Here is a 19,152-nt window from a genome sequence, read left to right on the forward strand (position 1 = left end):
GTATAATTACCATGAAACGTTTATTATTTACCGCCTTATTATGTGCGGCAGCTACCGGTGTATTCGCACAAAGTACCGCTGCCGACAGCCTCAGAACAGACAGTATACGGAAAGTATCCGCAGACACCACTAAAAAAGTGAAGAGGAGGGTATACCGCTTCAAACTGGGAAACGGCTTTACCTCCGCGCCCGACAGCAGCAAAACCGTGCACAAAGCGCCCGGTTTCTCTTGGGGACTTACCTTTTCGAGGTTCGACCTGGGCCTGGCTACCTTGCTGGATAATGGCAGCTTCAAATTATCGCCGCAAAACAACTTTTTGCGTTACCGTTCCTGGAAAACTTTGAATGTAGGTTTTGATGTATTACAGGCTGGTTACCGCTTTACTCCCGGGTTTAAAATGTATCTGTCGGCCGGGTTTGACTGGACACTTATCCGCCTGCGCGAAGATATTACCATTCAGAAGAATCAGCCTACGTTAACGTATACACAGGATAATATAGATTATAGTAAAAACCGCTTCTCATCAAGTTATCTGCGCATTCCGCTATCCTTCGATTTTCGCACACGTGGTGATGAGAACGGCAAATATTACCACTTCGTTTTCGGCCCGGACATCGGCATACTGCTCAACGGCCGCGTTAAACAAATCAGCGATGAGAATGGCAAGCAGAAATTCAACGATGATTACCACTACACCAAACTGCGTTACGGCGTATTTGCCCGGGTAGGGCATGGCAGCTGGGGAGTATTCGGTAAATACTACTTCAATGATATGTTTGATACCCCTGCACAGGATGGCTTGAAGAATCTGTCGTTCGGGTTTATGTTCGGTTTTTAATTTAATTTTTAAATAAACTTCTCAACGCGTCATTGCGAGGTACGAAGCAATCTCTCTACACCTAATTGAAACAGGGTACAGAGAGATTGCTTCGTACCTCGCAATAAAGTTTTAATGCCATTGGCTTTATTTGATAACTATTCATCTTCTATCTTGCCTTGCGCTGTATCTTGCTATATCTTGCCGTATCTTTAGCCCGATGGCAGATCTTAATAACTTCCTTCAAGCCGTAGCCGTTAGTAAACAGTATCCCGGCAAGCAGGCGGCAGGTGTACACAATATCAACCTGCACATTGAGGCCGGAAAGATTACAGCCATCATAGGGGAGAGTGGCAGTGGTAAAAGTACTTTACTACGCCTGTTATATGGTTTGTTGTCGCCCGATGAAGGAACCGTTTATTTTGAAGGCGAACGCCTATGGGGACCTGAAGAAAAGCTGATACCGGGCCATGATGCCATGAAAATGGTGACCCAGCATACCAACGACCTGAACCTGCACGCCACCGCCTGGGAAAACGTGGCTGCACTGCTTTCGAACACTAACCTGAAAGCCAAGCGCGAAAGGACGGAAAAGGTATTGCAGCAACTTAATATGCTGCACCTGGCCGAAAAGCGCGTTGTTGATTTGAGCGGCGGCGAAAAACAACGCGTCGCTATTGCCCGTGCCTTAATAACCCTGCCTAAAGTGTTGTTGCTTGATGAACCCTTTAACCAAGTAGATACTTCGTTTAGGGAGAGTTTGCAACAGGACATTCGAGCCATCGTGCAGCAAACGGGCATCACCGTAATAATGGTATCACATGATCCTGCCGAAGTATTGTCAATGGCTGATGAGTTGATTGTGATCAGAGATGGCAGGATAGCAGAAAAAGGGAAGCCGCAGGAATTATACCAACATCCAATACAATTGTACACAGCGCGTTTATTGAGTAACTGTAATATATTGAGTAATGATGAAGCATCAGTAATCGGTTTAAAAGCTGAAAAGGACAAAGTAATTATCTATCCGGAATGGATTGAGATTGTTACCAGTTTTACTGCCAAAAAGTGGAAAGTAACGGCAGTACTTTTTAAAGGTTTTTATGAGCAGCTAACCATTCAAAATGAAAGTGGACTGTGCCTTCGGCTGTTCAATCATCTGCCCGGAAAGTATACAATAGACGACACCTTTAATATTAAAATTAGGCATCATCTGGATTATTGATTACAATTTTAAACCAGGTATTCAAACAAGGTCGGATTCTCGTTTAACTCGATAATTTCAAATCGTTGTTCATCCATACGTTTGCGCAGAGGGGCGTAATCTTCGGCGTTGCGCAGCTCGATGCCTACCAATGCAGGGCCGCGCTCTCGTTCGGTTTTTTTGATAAATTCAAAACGGGTAATATCATCGCCGGGGCCTAGTACCTCGTTTACAAACAATTTTAAAGCGCCCGGCCTTTGCGGAAAACGTACAATGAAATAATGTTTCAGGCCCTCGTACAACAGTGATTGCTCTTTTATTTCCTGCATACGGTCAATATCATTATTGCCACCGCTGATTACGCATACTACCTTCTTGCCAGCAATCTGCTCGCGGCACAAATCAAGCACTGCTACTGAAAGGGCGCCTGCAGGTTCAACCACAATGGCATCTTCATTGTACAGCTTTAAAATAGTAGAACAAACCTTGCCTTCGGGCACGAGGCGCATGTCATCCAGTACACCGGCACAAACTTCGTAGGTTAACTGTCCTACCCGCTTTACTGCCGCCCCATCCACAAATCGGTTAATGTCAGGCAAAGCTACAGGTTGGCCGGCACGCAGGGCTTCGGTCATGGAAGGCGCACCTTCTGGCTCTGCACCAATCAGTGTAATATTGGGGTTGTATTGTTTTAAGTAAGTACCCGTTCCGGCTGCCAAGCCGCCGCCGCCAACAGGCATAATTACTACATCAACATCGGGCAGTTTTTGAACTATCTCCATGCCTACGGTTCCCTGGCCTTCCATTACGCGGTAGTCATCAAAAGGCGGAATAAAAGTAAGGCAATGCATTTCAGTGTAGGCTAATGCTTCTTTCAGGCAATCATCAAAGGTGTCACCCACCAGTACCACCTCAATGTTGCCATTACCGAACATTTTAGTTTGCTTTACCTTTTGGTTGGGCGTAATTTCGGGCATAAATATCACGCCTTTGATATTCATTTTTTTACAGGAAAATGCTACTCCCTGTGCATGATTGCCTGCACTGGCACATACCACACCCTTACTCAGCTGTTCGTTTGGTAGCTGACTGATCATATTGTAAGCGCCGCGTAATTTGTACGAACGTACTATCTGCATGTCCTCACGTTTGAGGTACAACTCACAATTGTATTTTTCTGATAAACCAAGGTTGTATTCAAGCGGCGTATGGCGAATTACCTTATCCAGCCGCTGGTAAGCGGCTTCAAAATCAAATTTTAATTGTGTGTCTGTTTCCATGCAATGTTACTTTACCATACGCGGCACTACAAGGCTCAGCAGGTCATCATCGTTAATGTTTAATTTATTATCGGCCAATACCAGAAAACTCTTATAAGCTATGTCCAGCTCCGGCTTTTCCAAACGGTGGCCTAAACGGTCTAAATGAAAGTTAAGGGCATGGCGGCCACTGCGGGCAGTAAGCACAATGCTGGCACTGGGTACGCCCACATCTTCAGGCCTGATAATCTCGTAGTTTTCACGGTTTTTAAGAAACCCGTCCTGATGAATACCTGAACTATGCGCAAAAGCGTTGCTGCCTACAATGGCCTTATTGGGCTGTACCGGCATGCGCATTTGGGTGCTTATTATCCGGCTCAACTCATATATAGACTGGGTGCGGATGTTGGTATGCAGGTTTAGCTGCTGATGCGTTTTCAGAATCATTACTACTTCTTCAATGGAAGTATTACCTGCACGTTCGCCGATGCCGTTAATGGTACCTTCAAACTGCCGTGCACCATTTTGTAAACCGGCGACGGAATTGGCGGTGGCTAAACCCAAATCATTGTGGCAATGTACCGAGATGATGGCCTGATCAATATTTTTGACGTTTTCTTTCAGGAACCTGATCTTGCTGCCATAGGTGTCAGGCAGGCAATAGCCGTTGGTGTCAGGAATATTAACCACTGTGGCACCCGCTGCAATAACCGCCTCAATCATTCTGGCCAGGAACTCAATATCTGCCCGGCCTGCATCTTCCGCATAAAATTCTACATCTTCTACAAATTTTTTGGCGTATTTCACTGCATCCACACCCCGCGCCAGTATTTCTTCGCGTGTGCTGTTGAATTTGTGTTTGATATGCATGTCTGATGCCCCTATACCCGTATGTATACGCGGGTGTTTGGCATATTGTAATGCCTCGGCTGCCGCATCAATGTCGCCTTTATGAGCACGCGTAAGCGCACAAACCGTTGGCTCCTTTACGGCTTTTGAAATCTCTACTACGCTCTGAAAATCTCCCGGACTGGATACCGGGAACCCGGCTTCGATAATATCTACACCCAGCGCTTCCAGCTCACGGGCAATCTCAATTTTTTCCGGTGTGGTTAACTGGCAGCCGGGTACCTGCTCGCCATCGCGCAGGGTGGTGTCAAATACGTAAACGCGGTTGGGATTGTGTAACATGCTTATTTAGATTTGAGATATGAGACCTTGTTTTCAAGGCTGTCATCTGGTTTTTAATTTTTGTATTATTTTATTCAGATATGGATCGGAGCTATCCCTCGGATCACATCTGAAATCTTATATCTGGATTTTTACTGCTTTAAATCTTAATCTTTTGTAATCTGCATACCATTGGCCGTTATCGTTGTAATGCGGCTCCAGCAGACTGGTAATTTCCTGTAGCATCTCCTGTTTCTCTTCTTCACCAATGCCGGCAAAGTAGTTACCGGCAAACATGGTGAGCCATTTGGCTACGCCTTGCCTACCTTCCTGTAACAGCGTTGGCCGGTCATACAATGCCGCAAAGGTTACTTTAAAACCCTGCTGTTCCAGCCGGTGGGTGTATTCACCCAATGATGGGAAATGAAAAGTTTGCACCTGCGCCTGCCGGTAATAACCATGTTTTAACAATACCTGCCGGGTAGCATCCAACATCAATTGCACGTTGCCTTTGCCGCCCATCTCTGCTACAAAGCGGCCACCGGGTTTCAGGCTATGGTATACACCGTGCAGCAGGGCATCCTGGTTTAAAATCCAGTGCAGGGTGGCGTTTGAAAAGATGGCATCAAAAGGCTCATTAAAGTGCAGACTGGTAGCATCGCCCACAGCGAAACAGGTATCCGGAAAGTTTTCCTTAGCCTGCTTGATCATGCTTGGTGAGGCATCCAGCCCGATTACCTCAGCTCCAAGGTTCTGAATCTGCTGTGTTAGGTGACCGGTACCGCAGCCCAGATCTAAAATGGTTTCGCCGGGCTTCACATCCAATGGATTCAGCAGGCTTTCACCATATTGAAATACAAAGGCGTGGTTTTGGTCGTATAATTCAGCGTTCCAGTTCATGATTACTTTTGATTACACCGATTAAGGTTGATTTCACTGATTCGGGCAGTTATAATAATTAGTTAAGCTATCCTAATCCTGTTAATTTTTCAATTCTGTTAATCCTGATTCAGACAGATATTCTAACACCTTTTGCCCCATCGCTTTAGTGCCTAATATTTTTTGGGTGTCAGTTTGTCCATCGGCAATGTCGCCGGTACGATAACCTTCTTTCAGCGTTTTCTTAATGGCATCGGTAATGCGTGTAGCTTCCTCTTTAAAGCCGAAACTAATTTCCAGCATCAGGGCAACAGATAGAATTGAGGCCAGTGGATTAGCTTTATCCTGCCCGGCGATATCGTGTGCCGAACCGTGTATCGGTTCAAAGAAGCCAGTGCCATCGCCTATAGAGGCCGAAGCCAGCATACCCATCGAGCCTGCAATCTGGGAGGCCTCATCGGTCAAAATATCCCCAAACAGGTTGGCAGTTAATACCACATCAAACTTTTTAGGGTTTTTGACTAATTGCATGGCGGCATTATCGATAAACATGTGCTCGGTTTCTACATCAGGATGTTGCTTAGCCAGTTCCTGCACTACCTCGCGCCACAGGCGTGAACTTTCCAGTACATTGGCTTTATCTACTGAACACAGCTTTTTGCCGCGTGTCCGCGCCGCCTCAAACGCCTTTTTGGCAATGCGTTCTACTTCGTAGCGATGATAAATCATCAGATCCGAAGCCGTATTGCGATCTTCGCTGCGCTGCTTTTCGCCGAAGTACACATCGCCGGTCAGTTCGCGGAAGAACAGAATGTCGGTTCCCCTTAACACTTCCGGTTTCAGGCTCGATGCATCCAGCAGCTCGTCAAACAAGATGATGGGGCGCAGGTTGGCATACAAGCCTAACCCCTTGCGTATCTTTAGCAAGCCCTGCTCCGGCCGCACTTTAGCCGATGGGTCATTATCATATTTAGCATGACCCACAGCACCAAATAGAATCGCATCGCTGGTTTTGGCCTTCTCTAAAGTTTCATCAGGCAACGGGGTGCCGGTTGCTTCAATAGCCACATGGCCCATTAGTGCCTCGTCAAATGTAAATTCATGGCCGTAGGTTTGGCCGATATGTTCCAGCACGGCTTTACCCCAGGTGGTTACCTCGGGGCCAATGCCATCACCGGGTATTACTAATATGTGTTTTTTCATAGGCCCCATAACCCCCTAAAGGGGGAATTAAAGTTTTACTTGTTGTCTAATTATTTGAGTTTTCTATCGGTTAAGAACGTAATCCTCTGCTCCTCCTTTAGAGGGTTGGGGGGGCGTTTCTCAAATTGTTCAACCAATTGCTTATTGCTCAGGATGTAATCAATATCATCATAGCCATTTGTCAGGCATGCTTTCTTATAAGAATTGATTTCGAAGTTTTCCTGTTCGCTGGTTGCTGCGATGCGGATGCACTGGTTTTCCAGATCAATTTCTATTTCGGCATGTACATTAGCATACACCGCATCAAATATTTTTTTCAGGAACTCATCGCTTACCTGTACCGGCAGCAGGCCATTGTTGAGCGCATTGCCTTTAAAAATATCGGCAAAAAAGCTGCTCACCACAGCATCGAAACCATAATCAGCTATAGCCCAGGCTGCATGTTCCCGGCTGCTGCCGCAGCCAAAATTCTTACCGGCTACCAGTATCTTGCCTGAATAGGTAGGATGGTTCAATACAAAATCAGGCTTAGGCTGATCATTATCATCAAAACGCCAATCGCGGAAAAGGTTGTTACCAAACCCCTCACGGGTGGTAGCTTTCAGGAACCGGGCCGGGATGATTTGATCGGTGTCTATATTTTCAATCGGCAGTGGTACTACTGATGATTGAAGGTGTTTAAATATCTTGGTCATGCTGGGAATGATCTTTATTTATAAATTTTTATATTCATTATAGCTTATCTACAGCTATCCCATTTAGAATAGATAATTCATTTTTAATAACAAATATTTCTTTTTCCAAATTTGAAATAGTGTCGCCACTTGCATCTGCTTTTAAGTGTATCAATCCCTCATAACTATATATTAGCCCACAATCTTTATCACTAAGATTGATTAATATTTCATCAGCAGTGGCTTTACATATGCTAAGCTTAGTCCCCATTAAATTGATAAATTCTAATTTTGATAACCCCATAGGTTCATTACCAAAAACTGGCATTAACACATCCAAGTATTTAAGCCTATTTTGTTTTAATTGTAAGTCAATAAGTTGTTTTCTTTTTAATTCGCTGTCTAATTCAATTTTGTAGTTATTTATTTTATTTTCTATCAATTTGTGACCATCACTAGTTTTCAAAATATCTTTAATTTTTATAATAGCCGTTTCAACATATTTAGTATAGTAATTATAATATTGTTCCTTTATGATTCTTGAGGTTTCGTCATTAGTTACCGAAATTATGTTAGACAGTATATAATTAATATTAGGTATATCTTTTTTAATTTCTGTCGTGAGTTGTAATGGTTTGAAACGAAAAATTATAAGGCTTAACAGTGCTCTTTGATTAAACTTATTTTCTATCTTAAAAGCGTAATTTTGGTATAATTTGAAAATCATGTAACCAACAAGGATAAATCCTAAAAAATAGATTACTTCATTCATACTAATTTATACCAGTTCAGGTTCTGCTAATTCTGTTCGGATGTCTACAATCTTCCCCGCTATAGCCGCCGCTGCTGCCGTAAGCGGACTGGCCAAAAACGTGCGCGAGTTTGGCCCCTGCCGCCCTTCAAAGTTCCGGTTCGAGGTGGATACGCAGTATTTCCCGGCCGGGATCTTATCTTCATTCATCCCCAGGCAGGCGCTGCAGCCCGGTTCGCGCAATGGAAAACCGGCTTGTTCGAACACTTTGTCCAAACCTTCGGCAATAGCTTGCAGTTGAACCTGTTTAGAACCAGGCACCACCCATACCGTTACATTGTCCGCTTTTTGCTTGCCTTGTACAAAGGCAGCTACTTCGCGTAAATCCTCAATGCGGGAGTTGGTGCAGCTGCCGATGAACACGTAATCTACGGCTTTGCCCAACAACTGCTCATCGTCGTGCAATCCCATGTAATTAAGTGCCTTCTGATATGATTCCTGCTCCTTGAAATCAAATGATTGCGTTTCGGGTACATGCAGCGTGATGCCGATGCCCATGCCGGGGTTGGTGCCATAGGTGATCATGGGCTCAATGTCGGCGGCATCAAAATAAAGTTCCTTGTCGAACTCTGCATCGGCGTCCGAATACAAAGTTTGCCAGTAGGCAACGGCCTTGTCCCATTCTTCGCCTTTAGGGGCAAACTCACGGCCTTTTACATAATTGATGGTCGTTTCGTCGGGTGCAATCAAGCCGCCGCGGGCACCCATTTCGATGCTCATATTGCAAATCGTCATGCGCCCCTCCATGCTCAGGGAGCAGATGGTATCACCAGCATACTCCACAAAATATCCGGTGCCGCCAGCAGCGGATATTTTTGAGATGATATACAAAATGATATCCTTAGCACCCACGCCCTTTTGCAGCTGACCGTTCACTTCAATCTTCATGCGCTTGGGGCGTTGCTGTAACAGGCATTGCGTAGCCAATACCTGTTCTACCTGTGAGGTGCCGATGCCAAAGGCTATGGCACCAAACGCGCCATGCGTTGAAGTATGGCTATCACCACACACATAAGTACAGCCGGGGCGGGTGATGCCCAGTTCCGGGCCAATCACATGCACAATGCCCTGATAGGGGTGACCTAAGCCAAACAACTCAATTCCAAACTCCGCACAATTCTTGGTCAGCATGTCTACCTGATAGCGCGATAACTCTTCTTTGATAGGCAGGTGCTGCTCCCAGGTAGGTACATTATGGTCGGCCGTAGCTACCGTTTGCTTCGGGCGCAATACCGGCAAGCCACGCTGGCGCAATCCGTCAAATGCCTGCGGACTGGTTACTTCATGTATAAAGTGGGTGTCGATGTATAAAATGTCCGGAAATCCTTCCTTGCTGCTCACCACGTGCGCATCCCAGACTTTATCAAATAATGTTTGTCCCATTGTTTTTAGTATCAAGTCGTTAGTATCAAGTATAAAGTAATCAGCTAAACAGAATCTGTCTTTATACTAACTACTCGCTACCTGATACTAAAAAATTTACGCTTCTACCGATTGATTTTCCGGCCTCAGGCTCCTCACCGTTTTACCGGCCTGCCAGATTTCACTTTCACGTAGTTCTTTCAGTTCCTCGTTCAACTTTTCACGGTAATCCGGCTGGCTGTTAGAGTCGATGGAGCGCTGTGATTCTTTGCCGGTGGCTACGCTCTCATATAATTCCTCGAATACCGGTTTAGTAGCATCACGGAACTTCTTCCACCAATCCAAAGCGCCGCGTTGTGCGGTAGTAGAGCAGTTGGCATACATCCAGTCCATACCGTTTTCGGCTACCAGTGGCATTAATGATTGGGTGAGTTCCTCTACCGTTTCGTTAAAGGCTTCAGATGGGGTATGGCCCTTGCTGCGTAATACGTCATATTGTGCCGCAAAAATGCCTTGTATACAGCCCATCAGTGTACCGCGCTCACCGGTTAAATCGCTGTACACTTCTTTTTTAAAGTTAGTTTCGAACAGGTAACCGCTACCCACGGCGATACCTAAGGCAACCACACGATCCCATGCCTTACCAGTTGCATCCTGAAAAATGGCGAAGCTGGAATTTAAACCCCGACCTTGTAAAAACATGCGGCGTAATGAAGTGCCTGAACCTTTAGGGGCCACCAAAAATACATCTACACCTTCTGGCGGTACGATGCCTGTTTGCTCGTTAAAGGTTATGCCAAAACCGTGTGAGAAATACAGCGCTTTACCCGGTGTTAAGTGCTTTTGCACCGTTGGCCATAATTCAATCTGTGCGGCATCACTTAAAAGGTAGCAAATAATGGTACCACGCTCTAAAGCTTCCTCAATTTCAAACAGTGTTTCGCCGGGTATAAAGCCATCGCTTACCGCCTTGTCCCAGGTTTTAGAATTTTTACGCTGCCCTACAATAACGTTAATACCATTATCTTTTTGATTAAGCGCCTGGCCGGGGCCTTGTACACCATAGCCAATTACTGCTATGGTTTCATTCTTTAAAACTTCCTGTGCTCTCGAAAGCGGAAATTCTTCGCGGGTAACTACATTCTCTTCGGTACCGCCAAAATTTAGTGTTGCCATGTGTTTTTATTTTTCTGATTGCACCGATTTCGTTTTGATTGCACCGATGCGTATTGTATGATTTACTTTTTAACTGCGATTATTATTCCCGATGCCCAATCAAGCCTGGTTATCGTTAAATCTTCTCTTTTCTTCAATGTGGTGGTTAGCTGTTCCGCCTTTTCTGCACGGCCGTCAGGCCAGTTGGATTGCGGCAGCATATCATCGATGATGTAGAAGCCGCCGCTTACTAGCATGTTCAGCGTTTCGTCTAACGTGTTATATTTGCCTGCCCAAGTATCCGCAAAAATGTAGCTGAACCGGAGGTGCATGTTGGCCTTAATCCATTCAGCACCGTCAGCATTTATCAATTGCAGGTGGTGGTCTGCACCCAAATGCGCCTGCGCGATGTTAAGCACCTGTTCGTCGTTATCAATTGAGATTAAGTTAGCGGTAGCATCCATACCGTGTAAAATCCACGAAGTGGACAATCCCGTTCCGGTACCCAGTTCTAAAAAGTGCCCGCCCGGTTTTGATGCAGCCAGCGTGCAAAGCAATGCGCATGTTCCCAACTCAGAAGGCATGGTAAAGCCCTGCTGCTCGGTAGCTGCTTGAATAGCCGCATAGGCTACAGGTTGGGCTTGAATTTGGAACTGCACTTTTTTACTATTGTTGATTTAGTCTGTCGATTACTGAACTCCGGTTCCCTTTCAGGGGTTAGGAGGCCTTTACATAGTAAATACTTTTTGCCCTTGGTTTAAATATTTATTTTCGTTTACATCTTCACCCGGGTCTTCCTGTTCAAACTCGCGCAGCTTACTGTTAAATCCTTCACTGTCTTTAATAATGGCTACACGGGCGCTGCGTACAAATTCAATCAGGCCGTAAGGCTGCAGTACTCTAATCAGGTTGTCCGTTTCCTCACGATGGCCGGTGGTTTCAAATACGATATAATCCTTGCGGATAACTACTGCACGGGCACCGTTTTCACGTAGCAGGCGCTCAACACTGGCTTTTTCAGCAATTACATCGGTAGGTACTTTATATAGGGCCATTTCCTGCCAAATGACATCGGCATTGGTATGGTAATATACTTTTAGCACCTCTACCTGCTTTTCAATCTGCCGGGAAAGTTTGCGCACTACATCTTCGGTTTCTGTAATTACGATATTGAAACGGTGAATGCTTTCAATCTCCGAAGGCGAGGTGTTCAGGCTGTCGATATTGATCTTCCGGCGCGTGAATATAATGGCAATCCGGTTTAATAAACCAATCTGGTTTTCAGTATAAACCGTGATGTTGTATTCCTGCCGAACCTCACCCCGACCCTCTCCAAAGGAGAGGGAGGCAGGAAGGTTATTGTCTTTGATTTCCATCTTGTTCTTCTTTAAGCCTCCCTTTGGGGAGGTTGGAGGGGTTTACTTCAACCTGATTTCACTTACGCTGCATCCCTGCGGCACCATCGGGAATACGTTGTTCTCTTTGGTTACCATCACTTCGAGCAGGTAGGAGCCATTATGGTTAAGCATGGTTGATAATGCGCCTTGCAGATCGCTCCGCTCGCTGATGCTTTGCCCGGCTATGCCATAACCTTTGGCTACCTGTACAAAATCAGGGCTTTGAATATCTACAAAGGAGTAACGCCGTTCGTTAAACAATTCCTGCCACTGGCGTACCATGCCTAAAAAGCGATTATTAAGAATGATGATTTTTACATCCACGCCGCTTTGCATAACAGTGCCCAGTTCCTGAATGGTCATCTGGAAACCGCCGTCGCCAATTACGGCCGCAACGGTCCGTTGCTGCGCCCCAAATTTAGCGCCTATCGCCGCAGGCAGGGCAAAGCCCATGGTACCTAAGCCACCACTGGTAATGTTGCTGCGGCTCTGATTAAATTTAGCATAACGGCAAGCTACCATTTGGTGCTGGCCTACATCAGATACGATAATGGCGTTGCCGCCGGTTAATTCGTTTAGCTGGTTGATTACCTCGCCCATCGTCATTTCGCCAGTTTGCGGGTGCAGTTCAGGATCAATTACCGCTTCAAGTTCTTTCTGTCCATAATCGTGAAACTGGTTGAGCCAGTCTGTGTGTGTTTTTTGATCTACCAGGCGGGTGAGCAGGGGCAGGGTTTCTTTACAGTCGCCCCATACGGCTACTGTGGTTTGCACGTTTTTGTCAATCTCGGCCGGGTCAATGTCTAAATGAATAATTTTAGCTTGTTTGGCATATTTATCCAACCGGCCGGTTACCCGGTCATCAAACCGCATACCAATGGCAATCAGTACATCGCACTCATTGGTCATTACATTAGGGCCGTAATTGCCATGCATACCCAGCATCCCTACATTCAACGGGTGAGCGGTAGGTAAAGCATCCACCCCTAAAATGGTCCACGCTGCCGGAATGCCGCTTTTTTCTACAAATGCTTTAAATTCCTGTTCAGCTTTGCCTAATAGTATGCCTTGCCCCCATATAATGAACGGCTTTTTGGCTTGGTTAATTAATGCTGAAGCCTGCTCAATATACTTAACGCGCACTACCGGTTTTGGGCGATAGCTGCGGATATGGTTACAGGGCGTATAACCTGCATAATCAAATTTTTGTATCTGTGCGTTTTTAGTAATGTCAATCAGCACCGGGCCAGGCCTGCCGCTGCGGGCAATATAAAATGCCTTGGCAATAACTTCCGGAATTTCACAGGCATCAGTAACCTGATAATTCCATTTGGTTACAGGCGTAGTAATATTGATAACATCAGTTTCCTGAAAAGCATCGGTGCCCAGCAAATGCGCAAATACCTGGCCGGTGATGCATACCAAAGGTGTACTGTCTATCTGTGCGTCGGCCAAACCGGTAACTAAATTAGTGGCGCCGGGGCCGCTGGTCGCAAACACTACACCTACCTTACCGGAGGATCGCGCATAACCCTGGCCGGCATGGATGCCCCCCTGCTCATGGCGTACCAGTACGTGATTTAGCTTATCATTATAATCATACAGGGCGTCATAAATGGGCATGATGGCGCCGCCAGGGTAACCGAAGATAGTATCGGTGCCTTCGGCCAGTAAAGCCTCCAGCAAAGCAACTGAACCTGAAACCTCTGCGGTTGCCTTTTTAATTTCCGGTGCGTTTAATACCTCCTGTTCCATCACACTGTTATTTTTTAGTTCACTGATTACACAATTAAGTGCTGCTTCAATGTAGGTTACTATTTATTCAATACTATAAATGCTTTTTCAGGCTACATCTCATCTGTTACACAGCCCTCGGCTGCGGTTTTTACCTGTTTAGCATATTTATATAACAACCCCCTGGTTACTTTAAGTGCCGGCTGCTGCCACGCCGCATGGCGGGAAGCAATTTCCTCTTCGCTCACCATCAGGTTCATGCGCCTGCTTATGGCATCAATTTCAATGCGGTCTTCATCTTTTACCAAAGCAATCAGGCCGCCGTCAAAAGCTTCAGGAGTAATATGGCCTACCACAAAGCCATGCGTACCGCCCGAAAACCTGCCATCGGTAATTAACGCTACGGAGCTGCCCAAACCAGCGCCAAAAATAGCCGAGGTAGGTTTCAGCATTTCCGGCATGCCTGGTGCACCTTTAGGGCCTACCTGACGTATTACCACCACATCACCTTGCTGCACCCGGCCGCTGGTAATGCCGGCAATCAGTTCCTGCTCGCCATCGAACACACGGGCGGGGCCTTCAAAGCGTTCACCTTCTTTGCCGGTAATTTTAGCTACGCTGCCGCCCTCGGCCAGATTGCCGTATAATATCTGAAGGTGCCCGGTGGCCTTAATGGGCCGCTCAATCGGCAGCAGCACCTTTTGTGTTTCAAAATCAATCACATCAACATCTGCTAAATTCTCAGCTAATGTTTTGCCGGTTACCGTGAGGCAGTTACCATGCAGTAAACCTTCGTTCAGCAAGTATTTCATTACGGCAGGTACGCCGCCTACTTTGTGTAAATCTTCCATCATGTACTTACCGCTCGGTTTCATATCGGCCAGTACGGGTACGCGGTTACTGATGGTTTGAAAATCATCCTGCGTTAGCGGCACGTTCACGCTTTTAGCCATCGCAATCAGGTGCAGCACGGCATTGGTTGAACCGCCTAACACCATGATTATGGTAATGGCATTCTCAAAAGCTTCCCGCGTCATGATGTCGCCGGGCTTTATATCGCGCTCCAGCAAAACCTTGATGGCTTTCCCCGCCGCCCTGCATTCTTCCTGCTTTTCACTGCTCAGTGCAGGGTTTGAAGAGGAGTAGGGCAGGCTCATGCCCAGTGCCTCAATAGCCGCTGCCATGGTATTGGCGGTATAAATACCCCCGCAGGCACCAGCGCCGGGACAAGAATGTTTAATGATTTCTTTAAAATCAATATCATCAATTTGGCCGGCAATCTTTTTACCCAAAGCTTCAAAAGCCGATACAATGTTCAAATCTTCACCCTTATAATGGCCAGGCTTGATAGTACCCCCATATACCATGATAGACGGCCGGTTCAAACGCCCCATAGCAATGAGCGATCCCGGCATATTCTTGTCGCATCCGGGCAGCGTAATCAAGCCATCATAATATTGTGCACCACAAACCGCTTCAATAGAGTCGGCAATAACATCGCGGCTTACCAGCGAATAGCGCATACCGTCGGTGCCGTTACTCATGCCATCGCTTACACCAATGGTGTTAAATATCAGCCCTACCAGTTCCTCCTCCCAGATACTTTGCTTTACAATTTTGGCCAGATCATTCAGGTGCATGTTGCAGGTATTTCCATCATAGCCCATACTGGCTACGCCTACCTGTGCTTTTTGCATGTCATCATCACTCAGGCCAATACCGTACAGCATTGCCTGAGCCGCAGGTTGGGTAGGGTCCTGTGTGAGCGTTCTGCTATATTTATTAAGCTCAGATGTTTGCGTTTGATCAGCTGTGTAGTTCATGCTGTTTTAATCGGTTTATATATAACCAACTGTATTGTTGTTAGCTTAAAATATAGTGCTTACTTTTTTTAAGCCAGTTGCTATTTGTAAGTTAGACACAGTAAATTATAAAGTAATATAAATAGTAAAATAATTTTAACAAAATTTTAATTTGATTTTTAAATATTTTTAATGCTAATATACCGTGATGTGGTATTTAATTGAAACTATATAATTTGTTAGGTATACCGAAGTTGAAATTGGTTTTTAGTATAAATGCTATGCTTGCATAGTTTGGGGTTGCAATAGCACCATAATTAAGTAGAAAATTAAAATTTACTGCATAAAAAAAGCCCGAACAATTGTTCGGGCTTCTCAATCTTAAAGGTCTCTTTATTTTAAAGTTTACCGGTGGGTGATGCCTTCGGCTAAAACCATTATTTTATTATCCGACATTTCTACTACTCCTCCTTTAATCAGAAACACATCTTGCTTGCCATTCGAACGAACGGTTAACTTTCCGTCTTCAAGGGTAGAAATGATTGGGGCGTGATTGTTCAATATCTCGAACGAACCTTGTGTGCCTGGTACGGTAACTGATGTTACTTCGCCCTCAAAAACTTTTTTATCCGGAGTAAGAATTTCTAATGTCATGTGTGGAAACAGATTTGAGATATGAGATTTGAGATATGAGATAATTGTTTTAATATTTCGTTACCTCATCTCTCAAATTTCACATCTCATGTCTATATTATGCGTTTGCTTCTGCTAACAATTTTTTACCTTTTTCAATGGCATCTTCGATGCTGCCCACCAGGTTAAAGGCGCCTTCAGGATATTCATCTACCTCGCCATCCATAATCATGTTGAAGCCTTTAATGGTTTCCTTAATGTCTACCAATACACCTTTTAAGCCGGTAAATTGCTCGGCTACGTGGAATGGCTGCGATAAGAAGCGCTGTACACGGCGGGCACGTGATACGGTTAATTTATCTTCTTCAGATAACTCATCCATACCCAGAATCGCAATAATATCCTGTAGTTCCTTATAGCGCTGCAATGTTTCTTTCACCCGTTGGGCGGTGTTATAATGCTCGTCGCCCAAAACGGCTGCACTCAGAATACGTGAGGTAGAATCCAGTGGATCTACCGCAGGATATATACCCAATTCGGCAATCTTACGTGATAGTACGGTAGTAGCATCTAAGTGAGCAAATGTTGTGGCCGGCGCAGGGTCAGTCAAGTCATCCGCAGGTACGTAAACGGCCTGTACAGAAGTGATGGAACCACGTTTGGTTGAAGTGATACGCTCCTGCATCATACCCATTTCCGTAGCCAGTGTTGGCTGGTAACCTACGGCTGAAGGCATACGGCCTAACAGTGCAGATACTTCAGAGCCTGCCTGGGTGAAACGGAAGATATTATCAATAAAGAACAATATATCGCGGCCTTTGCCTTCGCTGTCGCCATCGCGGAAGTATTCAGCAATGGTTAAGCCTGATAGCGCCACACGTGCGCGTGCACCCGGTGGCTCGTTCATCTGGCCGAACACAAAGGTAGCCTTGGATTCTTTCAGTTCGTTTTTATCTACTTTGCTCAAATCCCAACCGCCGCTTTCCATAGAGTGCATGAACTCATCACCGTACTTAATGATGCCTGATTCCAGCATTTCGCGCAGCAGGTCGTTTCCTTCACGGGTACGCTCACCTACACCGGCAAATACAGATAAGCCGGAGTAAGCTTTAGCAATATTGTTGATCAGTTCTTGAATGAGTACCGTTTTACCTACACCTGCACCACCAAATAAACCAATCTTACCGCCTTTAGCATATGGCTCCAAAAGGTCAATTACTTTGATACCGGTAAACAGTACTTCAGTTTCAGTAGATAAATCTTCAAAGCGGGGCGGAGTTGCGTGTATGGGGCGACCGTTGATAGTATCTAATGGCGCAATGCCATCAATAGCCTGGCCAACCACGTTAAACACGCGGCCTTTAATATCATCACCAATAGGCATACGGATAGGAGATTCCAAATCAGTAACCGGCATACCGCGCAGTAAGCCGTCGGTAGAATCCATGGCAATGGCCCGCACACGGTCTTCACCCAAGTGCTGTTGTACTTCTAAAACAACCTTTTGTCCGTTATCTCTTGTAATCTCTAAAGCGTCGTAAATCCGGGGCAGATGCGCATCATCGCTAAAGTTTACGTCAACTACCGGACCAATGATTTGTGATATTTTTCCAATGTTTGGCATATATAACCTGGTATAGTTTAATAGTTTACAGTAGAAAAGTATGCCTGTTGATAAGCAACTTTACAAAGGTGCAAAGCTATGCTTTATTACGGATATTTTAATGTAGAATCAAAACATTTTTATTATAATATTGAAACCGAATATTACTTTTGCGTCTGCTTTTTGACCAATTAGTTAACCTTTAATTTCTATATGCAAAAAATTTTACTTTTGGTATTGTCGTGCCTTCCTGCGCTCGCTTTTGCCCAGGGTTTCCAGGTGAACCTGCAGGGGCAGCAGCAGATAGGAATGGGGCACACCGGTACGGGGTTGGCTCAGGATGGAGCATCGGTATTTTTTAATCCCGGCGCCATGGCCGATCTGCCTCAGAATTACGTGCAGGCTGGTATTAGTCCGCTTTTTTTCAAATCGGCTTTTAATGATGCCGGTACCAGCAATATAGCTTACAATAAAAACAAAGTAGCTACACCTTTTAGCGCTTATGCAGTTTACGGCCCGCACAATGCCCGCTGGAAGGCAGGCTTTGGTGTATACACCCCTTTTGGCGGCCTCAACGATTGGGGTAACAATTGGGTGGGCAAGTATGCAGTTGAAAAGTTAGATTTAAAAGCCATTTCCTTTCAACCAACGGTAAGCTATAAACTGGCTGATTTTATAAGTATCGGAGCAGGTTTCGTATATACGCACGGTAGTGTGGACTTAACCCGCGCTATCCCGCTGGCCAGTGCAAGCAGCCCCTCGGGGCAGGCCGAACTTAACGGCAACGGCCACGGTTTGGGGTGGAATGCCGGTGTTTATTTAAAACCGGCTACCAACTTTACTGTGGGTGTTTCGTACCGTTCAAAAGTTAATACAGTAGTAAAGAATGGGGATGCCACATTTACAGTACCGTCTTCAGGGCAAGCCAGCTTTCCGCAGCCTAATACCTTTTATGCCAGTATACCGTTGCCCGCAAGTACAAATATTGGCCTGGGGTATCGCTTAAACAACCAGTGGTTGTTTGCGTTAGACGGCAGCATGGTAAACTGGAATGTATACAAAGTACTGGCTTTTGATTATACCAATAACACGGCCGCGCTGCAGGATACCCGCTCGCCGCGCAATTATAAAAACGCCGTGTCGGTAAGGGGGGGCACCCAGTACCAGGCTACCGAAAAACTGGCGTTGCGTGCAGGCGGCGGCTATGTAACCACTGCTGTACGCGATGGTTATGTAACGCCTGAAGTGCCGGATGCCAACCGGTATTATTTTACCGGCGGCCTCGGCTTTAATGTGGCAAGCCACTTTAACATTGATGTTTCCTTTGAATATGAGCATCTCATGAGCCGTACCCAAACTAATATTGAAACTCAGCTTTCAGGTACCTTTAAATCCAATGTATATATTCCCGGTATAGGCTTCAGCTACCGCTGGTAACATTTGAACAG

The 19,152-nt window shown here is 45.6% G+C and carries 17 protein-coding genes; 3 read left to right on the top strand and 14 right to left on the bottom strand.

What is annotated here, in order from left to right; genetic code table 11:
* The first annotated feature begins 11 nt into the window (after nucleotides 1-11).
* Both ACY652_RS13340 and ACY652_RS13345 read left to right on the top strand, forming a co-directional pair.
* Complete coding sequence (locus tag ACY652_RS13340) at nucleotides 12-839, top strand: outer membrane beta-barrel protein (protein ID WP_462264875.1); 828 nt, start codon at nucleotides 12-14, stop codon at nucleotides 837-839.
* Between the two features lie 199 nt (nucleotides 840-1,038).
* Nucleotides 1,039-2,043: an ABC transporter ATP-binding protein gene (locus ACY652_RS13345; RefSeq protein ID WP_462264876.1), complete on the top strand. Its 1,005-nt coding sequence runs from the start codon at nucleotides 1,039-1,041 to the stop codon at nucleotides 2,041-2,043.
* Nucleotides 2,044-2,051: 8 nt separating this feature from the next.
* Here ACY652_RS13345 and ilvA read toward each other — a convergent pair whose 3' ends face one another.
* The 14 genes from ilvA to atpD all read right to left on the bottom strand — a co-directional run bounded on the left by ilvA (nucleotide 2,052) and on the right by atpD (nucleotide 17,725).
* Complete coding sequence (gene ilvA, locus ACY652_RS13350; RefSeq protein WP_462264877.1) at nucleotides 2,052-3,302, bottom strand: threonine ammonia-lyase IlvA; 1,251 nt, start codon at nucleotides 3,300-3,302, stop codon at nucleotides 2,052-2,054.
* 6 nt (nucleotides 3,303-3,308) lie between these two features.
* The gene (locus ACY652_RS13355; RefSeq protein ID WP_462264878.1) at nucleotides 3,309-4,472 is read right to left on the bottom strand and encodes a 2-isopropylmalate synthase; all 1,164 of its coding nucleotides are present in this window, start codon (nucleotides 4,470-4,472) and stop codon (nucleotides 3,309-3,311) included.
* Nucleotides 4,473-4,589: 117 nt separating this feature from the next.
* A complete protein-coding gene (locus ACY652_RS13360; protein ID WP_462264879.1) occupies nucleotides 4,590-5,351 on the bottom strand; it encodes a methyltransferase domain-containing protein in 762 nt (253 codons plus the stop codon).
* Between the two features lie 81 nt (nucleotides 5,352-5,432).
* Nucleotides 5,433-6,533 carry a 3-isopropylmalate dehydrogenase gene (leuB, locus tag ACY652_RS13365; RefSeq protein WP_462264880.1) on the bottom strand — a complete coding sequence of 367 codons (1,101 nt, stop codon included), beginning with the start codon at nucleotides 6,531-6,533 and terminating at the stop codon, nucleotides 5,433-5,435.
* 50 nt (nucleotides 6,534-6,583) lie between these two features.
* Entirely contained in the window at nucleotides 6,584-7,228 is a 645-nt protein-coding gene (leuD, locus tag ACY652_RS13370) for a 3-isopropylmalate dehydratase small subunit (protein WP_462264881.1), read from the bottom strand.
* 37 nt (nucleotides 7,229-7,265) lie between these two features.
* A complete protein-coding gene (locus tag ACY652_RS13375) occupies nucleotides 7,266-7,979 on the bottom strand; it encodes a hypothetical protein (protein ID WP_462264882.1) in 714 nt (237 codons plus the stop codon).
* A 6-nt stretch (nucleotides 7,980-7,985) separates the two neighbouring features.
* Nucleotides 7,986-9,401 (bottom strand): 3-isopropylmalate dehydratase large subunit, encoded by a 1,416-nt coding sequence (gene leuC, locus ACY652_RS13380; protein ID WP_462264883.1) that lies wholly within the window; start codon nucleotides 9,399-9,401, stop codon nucleotides 7,986-7,988.
* A 96-nt stretch (nucleotides 9,402-9,497) separates the two neighbouring features.
* Nucleotides 9,498-10,556, bottom strand: coding sequence for a ketol-acid reductoisomerase (gene ilvC / locus ACY652_RS13385; RefSeq protein WP_462264884.1), 1,059 nt, complete (start codon nucleotides 10,554-10,556; stop codon nucleotides 9,498-9,500).
* Nucleotides 10,557-10,618: 62 nt separating this feature from the next.
* Entirely contained in the window at nucleotides 10,619-11,194 is a 576-nt protein-coding gene (locus tag ACY652_RS13390) for an O-methyltransferase (protein WP_462264885.1), read from the bottom strand.
* Nucleotides 11,195-11,263: 69 nt separating this feature from the next.
* On the bottom strand, nucleotides 11,264-11,911 hold the full coding sequence (gene ilvN / locus ACY652_RS13395) for an acetolactate synthase small subunit (protein WP_462264886.1): 648 nt from the start codon (nucleotides 11,909-11,911) through the stop codon (nucleotides 11,264-11,266).
* Between the two features lie 42 nt (nucleotides 11,912-11,953).
* Nucleotides 11,954-13,687 carry a biosynthetic-type acetolactate synthase large subunit gene (ilvB, locus tag ACY652_RS13400; protein ID WP_462264887.1) on the bottom strand — a complete coding sequence of 578 codons (1,734 nt, stop codon included), beginning with the start codon at nucleotides 13,685-13,687 and terminating at the stop codon, nucleotides 11,954-11,956.
* 92 nt (nucleotides 13,688-13,779) lie between these two features.
* Entirely contained in the window at nucleotides 13,780-15,489 is a 1,710-nt protein-coding gene (gene ilvD, locus ACY652_RS13405) for a dihydroxy-acid dehydratase (RefSeq protein WP_462264888.1), read from the bottom strand.
* A 384-nt stretch (nucleotides 15,490-15,873) separates the two neighbouring features.
* The gene (gene atpC / locus ACY652_RS13410; protein WP_462264889.1) at nucleotides 15,874-16,122 is read right to left on the bottom strand and encodes an ATP synthase F1 subunit epsilon; all 249 of its coding nucleotides are present in this window, start codon (nucleotides 16,120-16,122) and stop codon (nucleotides 15,874-15,876) included.
* 97 nt (nucleotides 16,123-16,219) lie between these two features.
* Complete coding sequence (gene atpD, locus ACY652_RS13415; protein ID WP_462264890.1) at nucleotides 16,220-17,725, bottom strand: F0F1 ATP synthase subunit beta; 1,506 nt, start codon at nucleotides 17,723-17,725, stop codon at nucleotides 16,220-16,222.
* Between the two features lie 192 nt (nucleotides 17,726-17,917).
* Here atpD and ACY652_RS13420 point away from each other — a divergent pair, with 192 nt between their 5' ends.
* Nucleotides 17,918-19,141 (top strand): OmpP1/FadL family transporter, encoded by a 1,224-nt coding sequence (locus tag ACY652_RS13420; protein ID WP_462264891.1) that lies wholly within the window; start codon nucleotides 17,918-17,920, stop codon nucleotides 19,139-19,141.
* Nucleotides 19,142-19,152 lie beyond the last annotated feature (11 nt).

Origin of the sequence: Mucilaginibacter sp. (assembly GCF_965200995.1) — a bacterium.
Taxonomy (GTDB): domain Bacteria; phylum Bacteroidota; class Bacteroidia; order Sphingobacteriales; family Sphingobacteriaceae; genus Mucilaginibacter.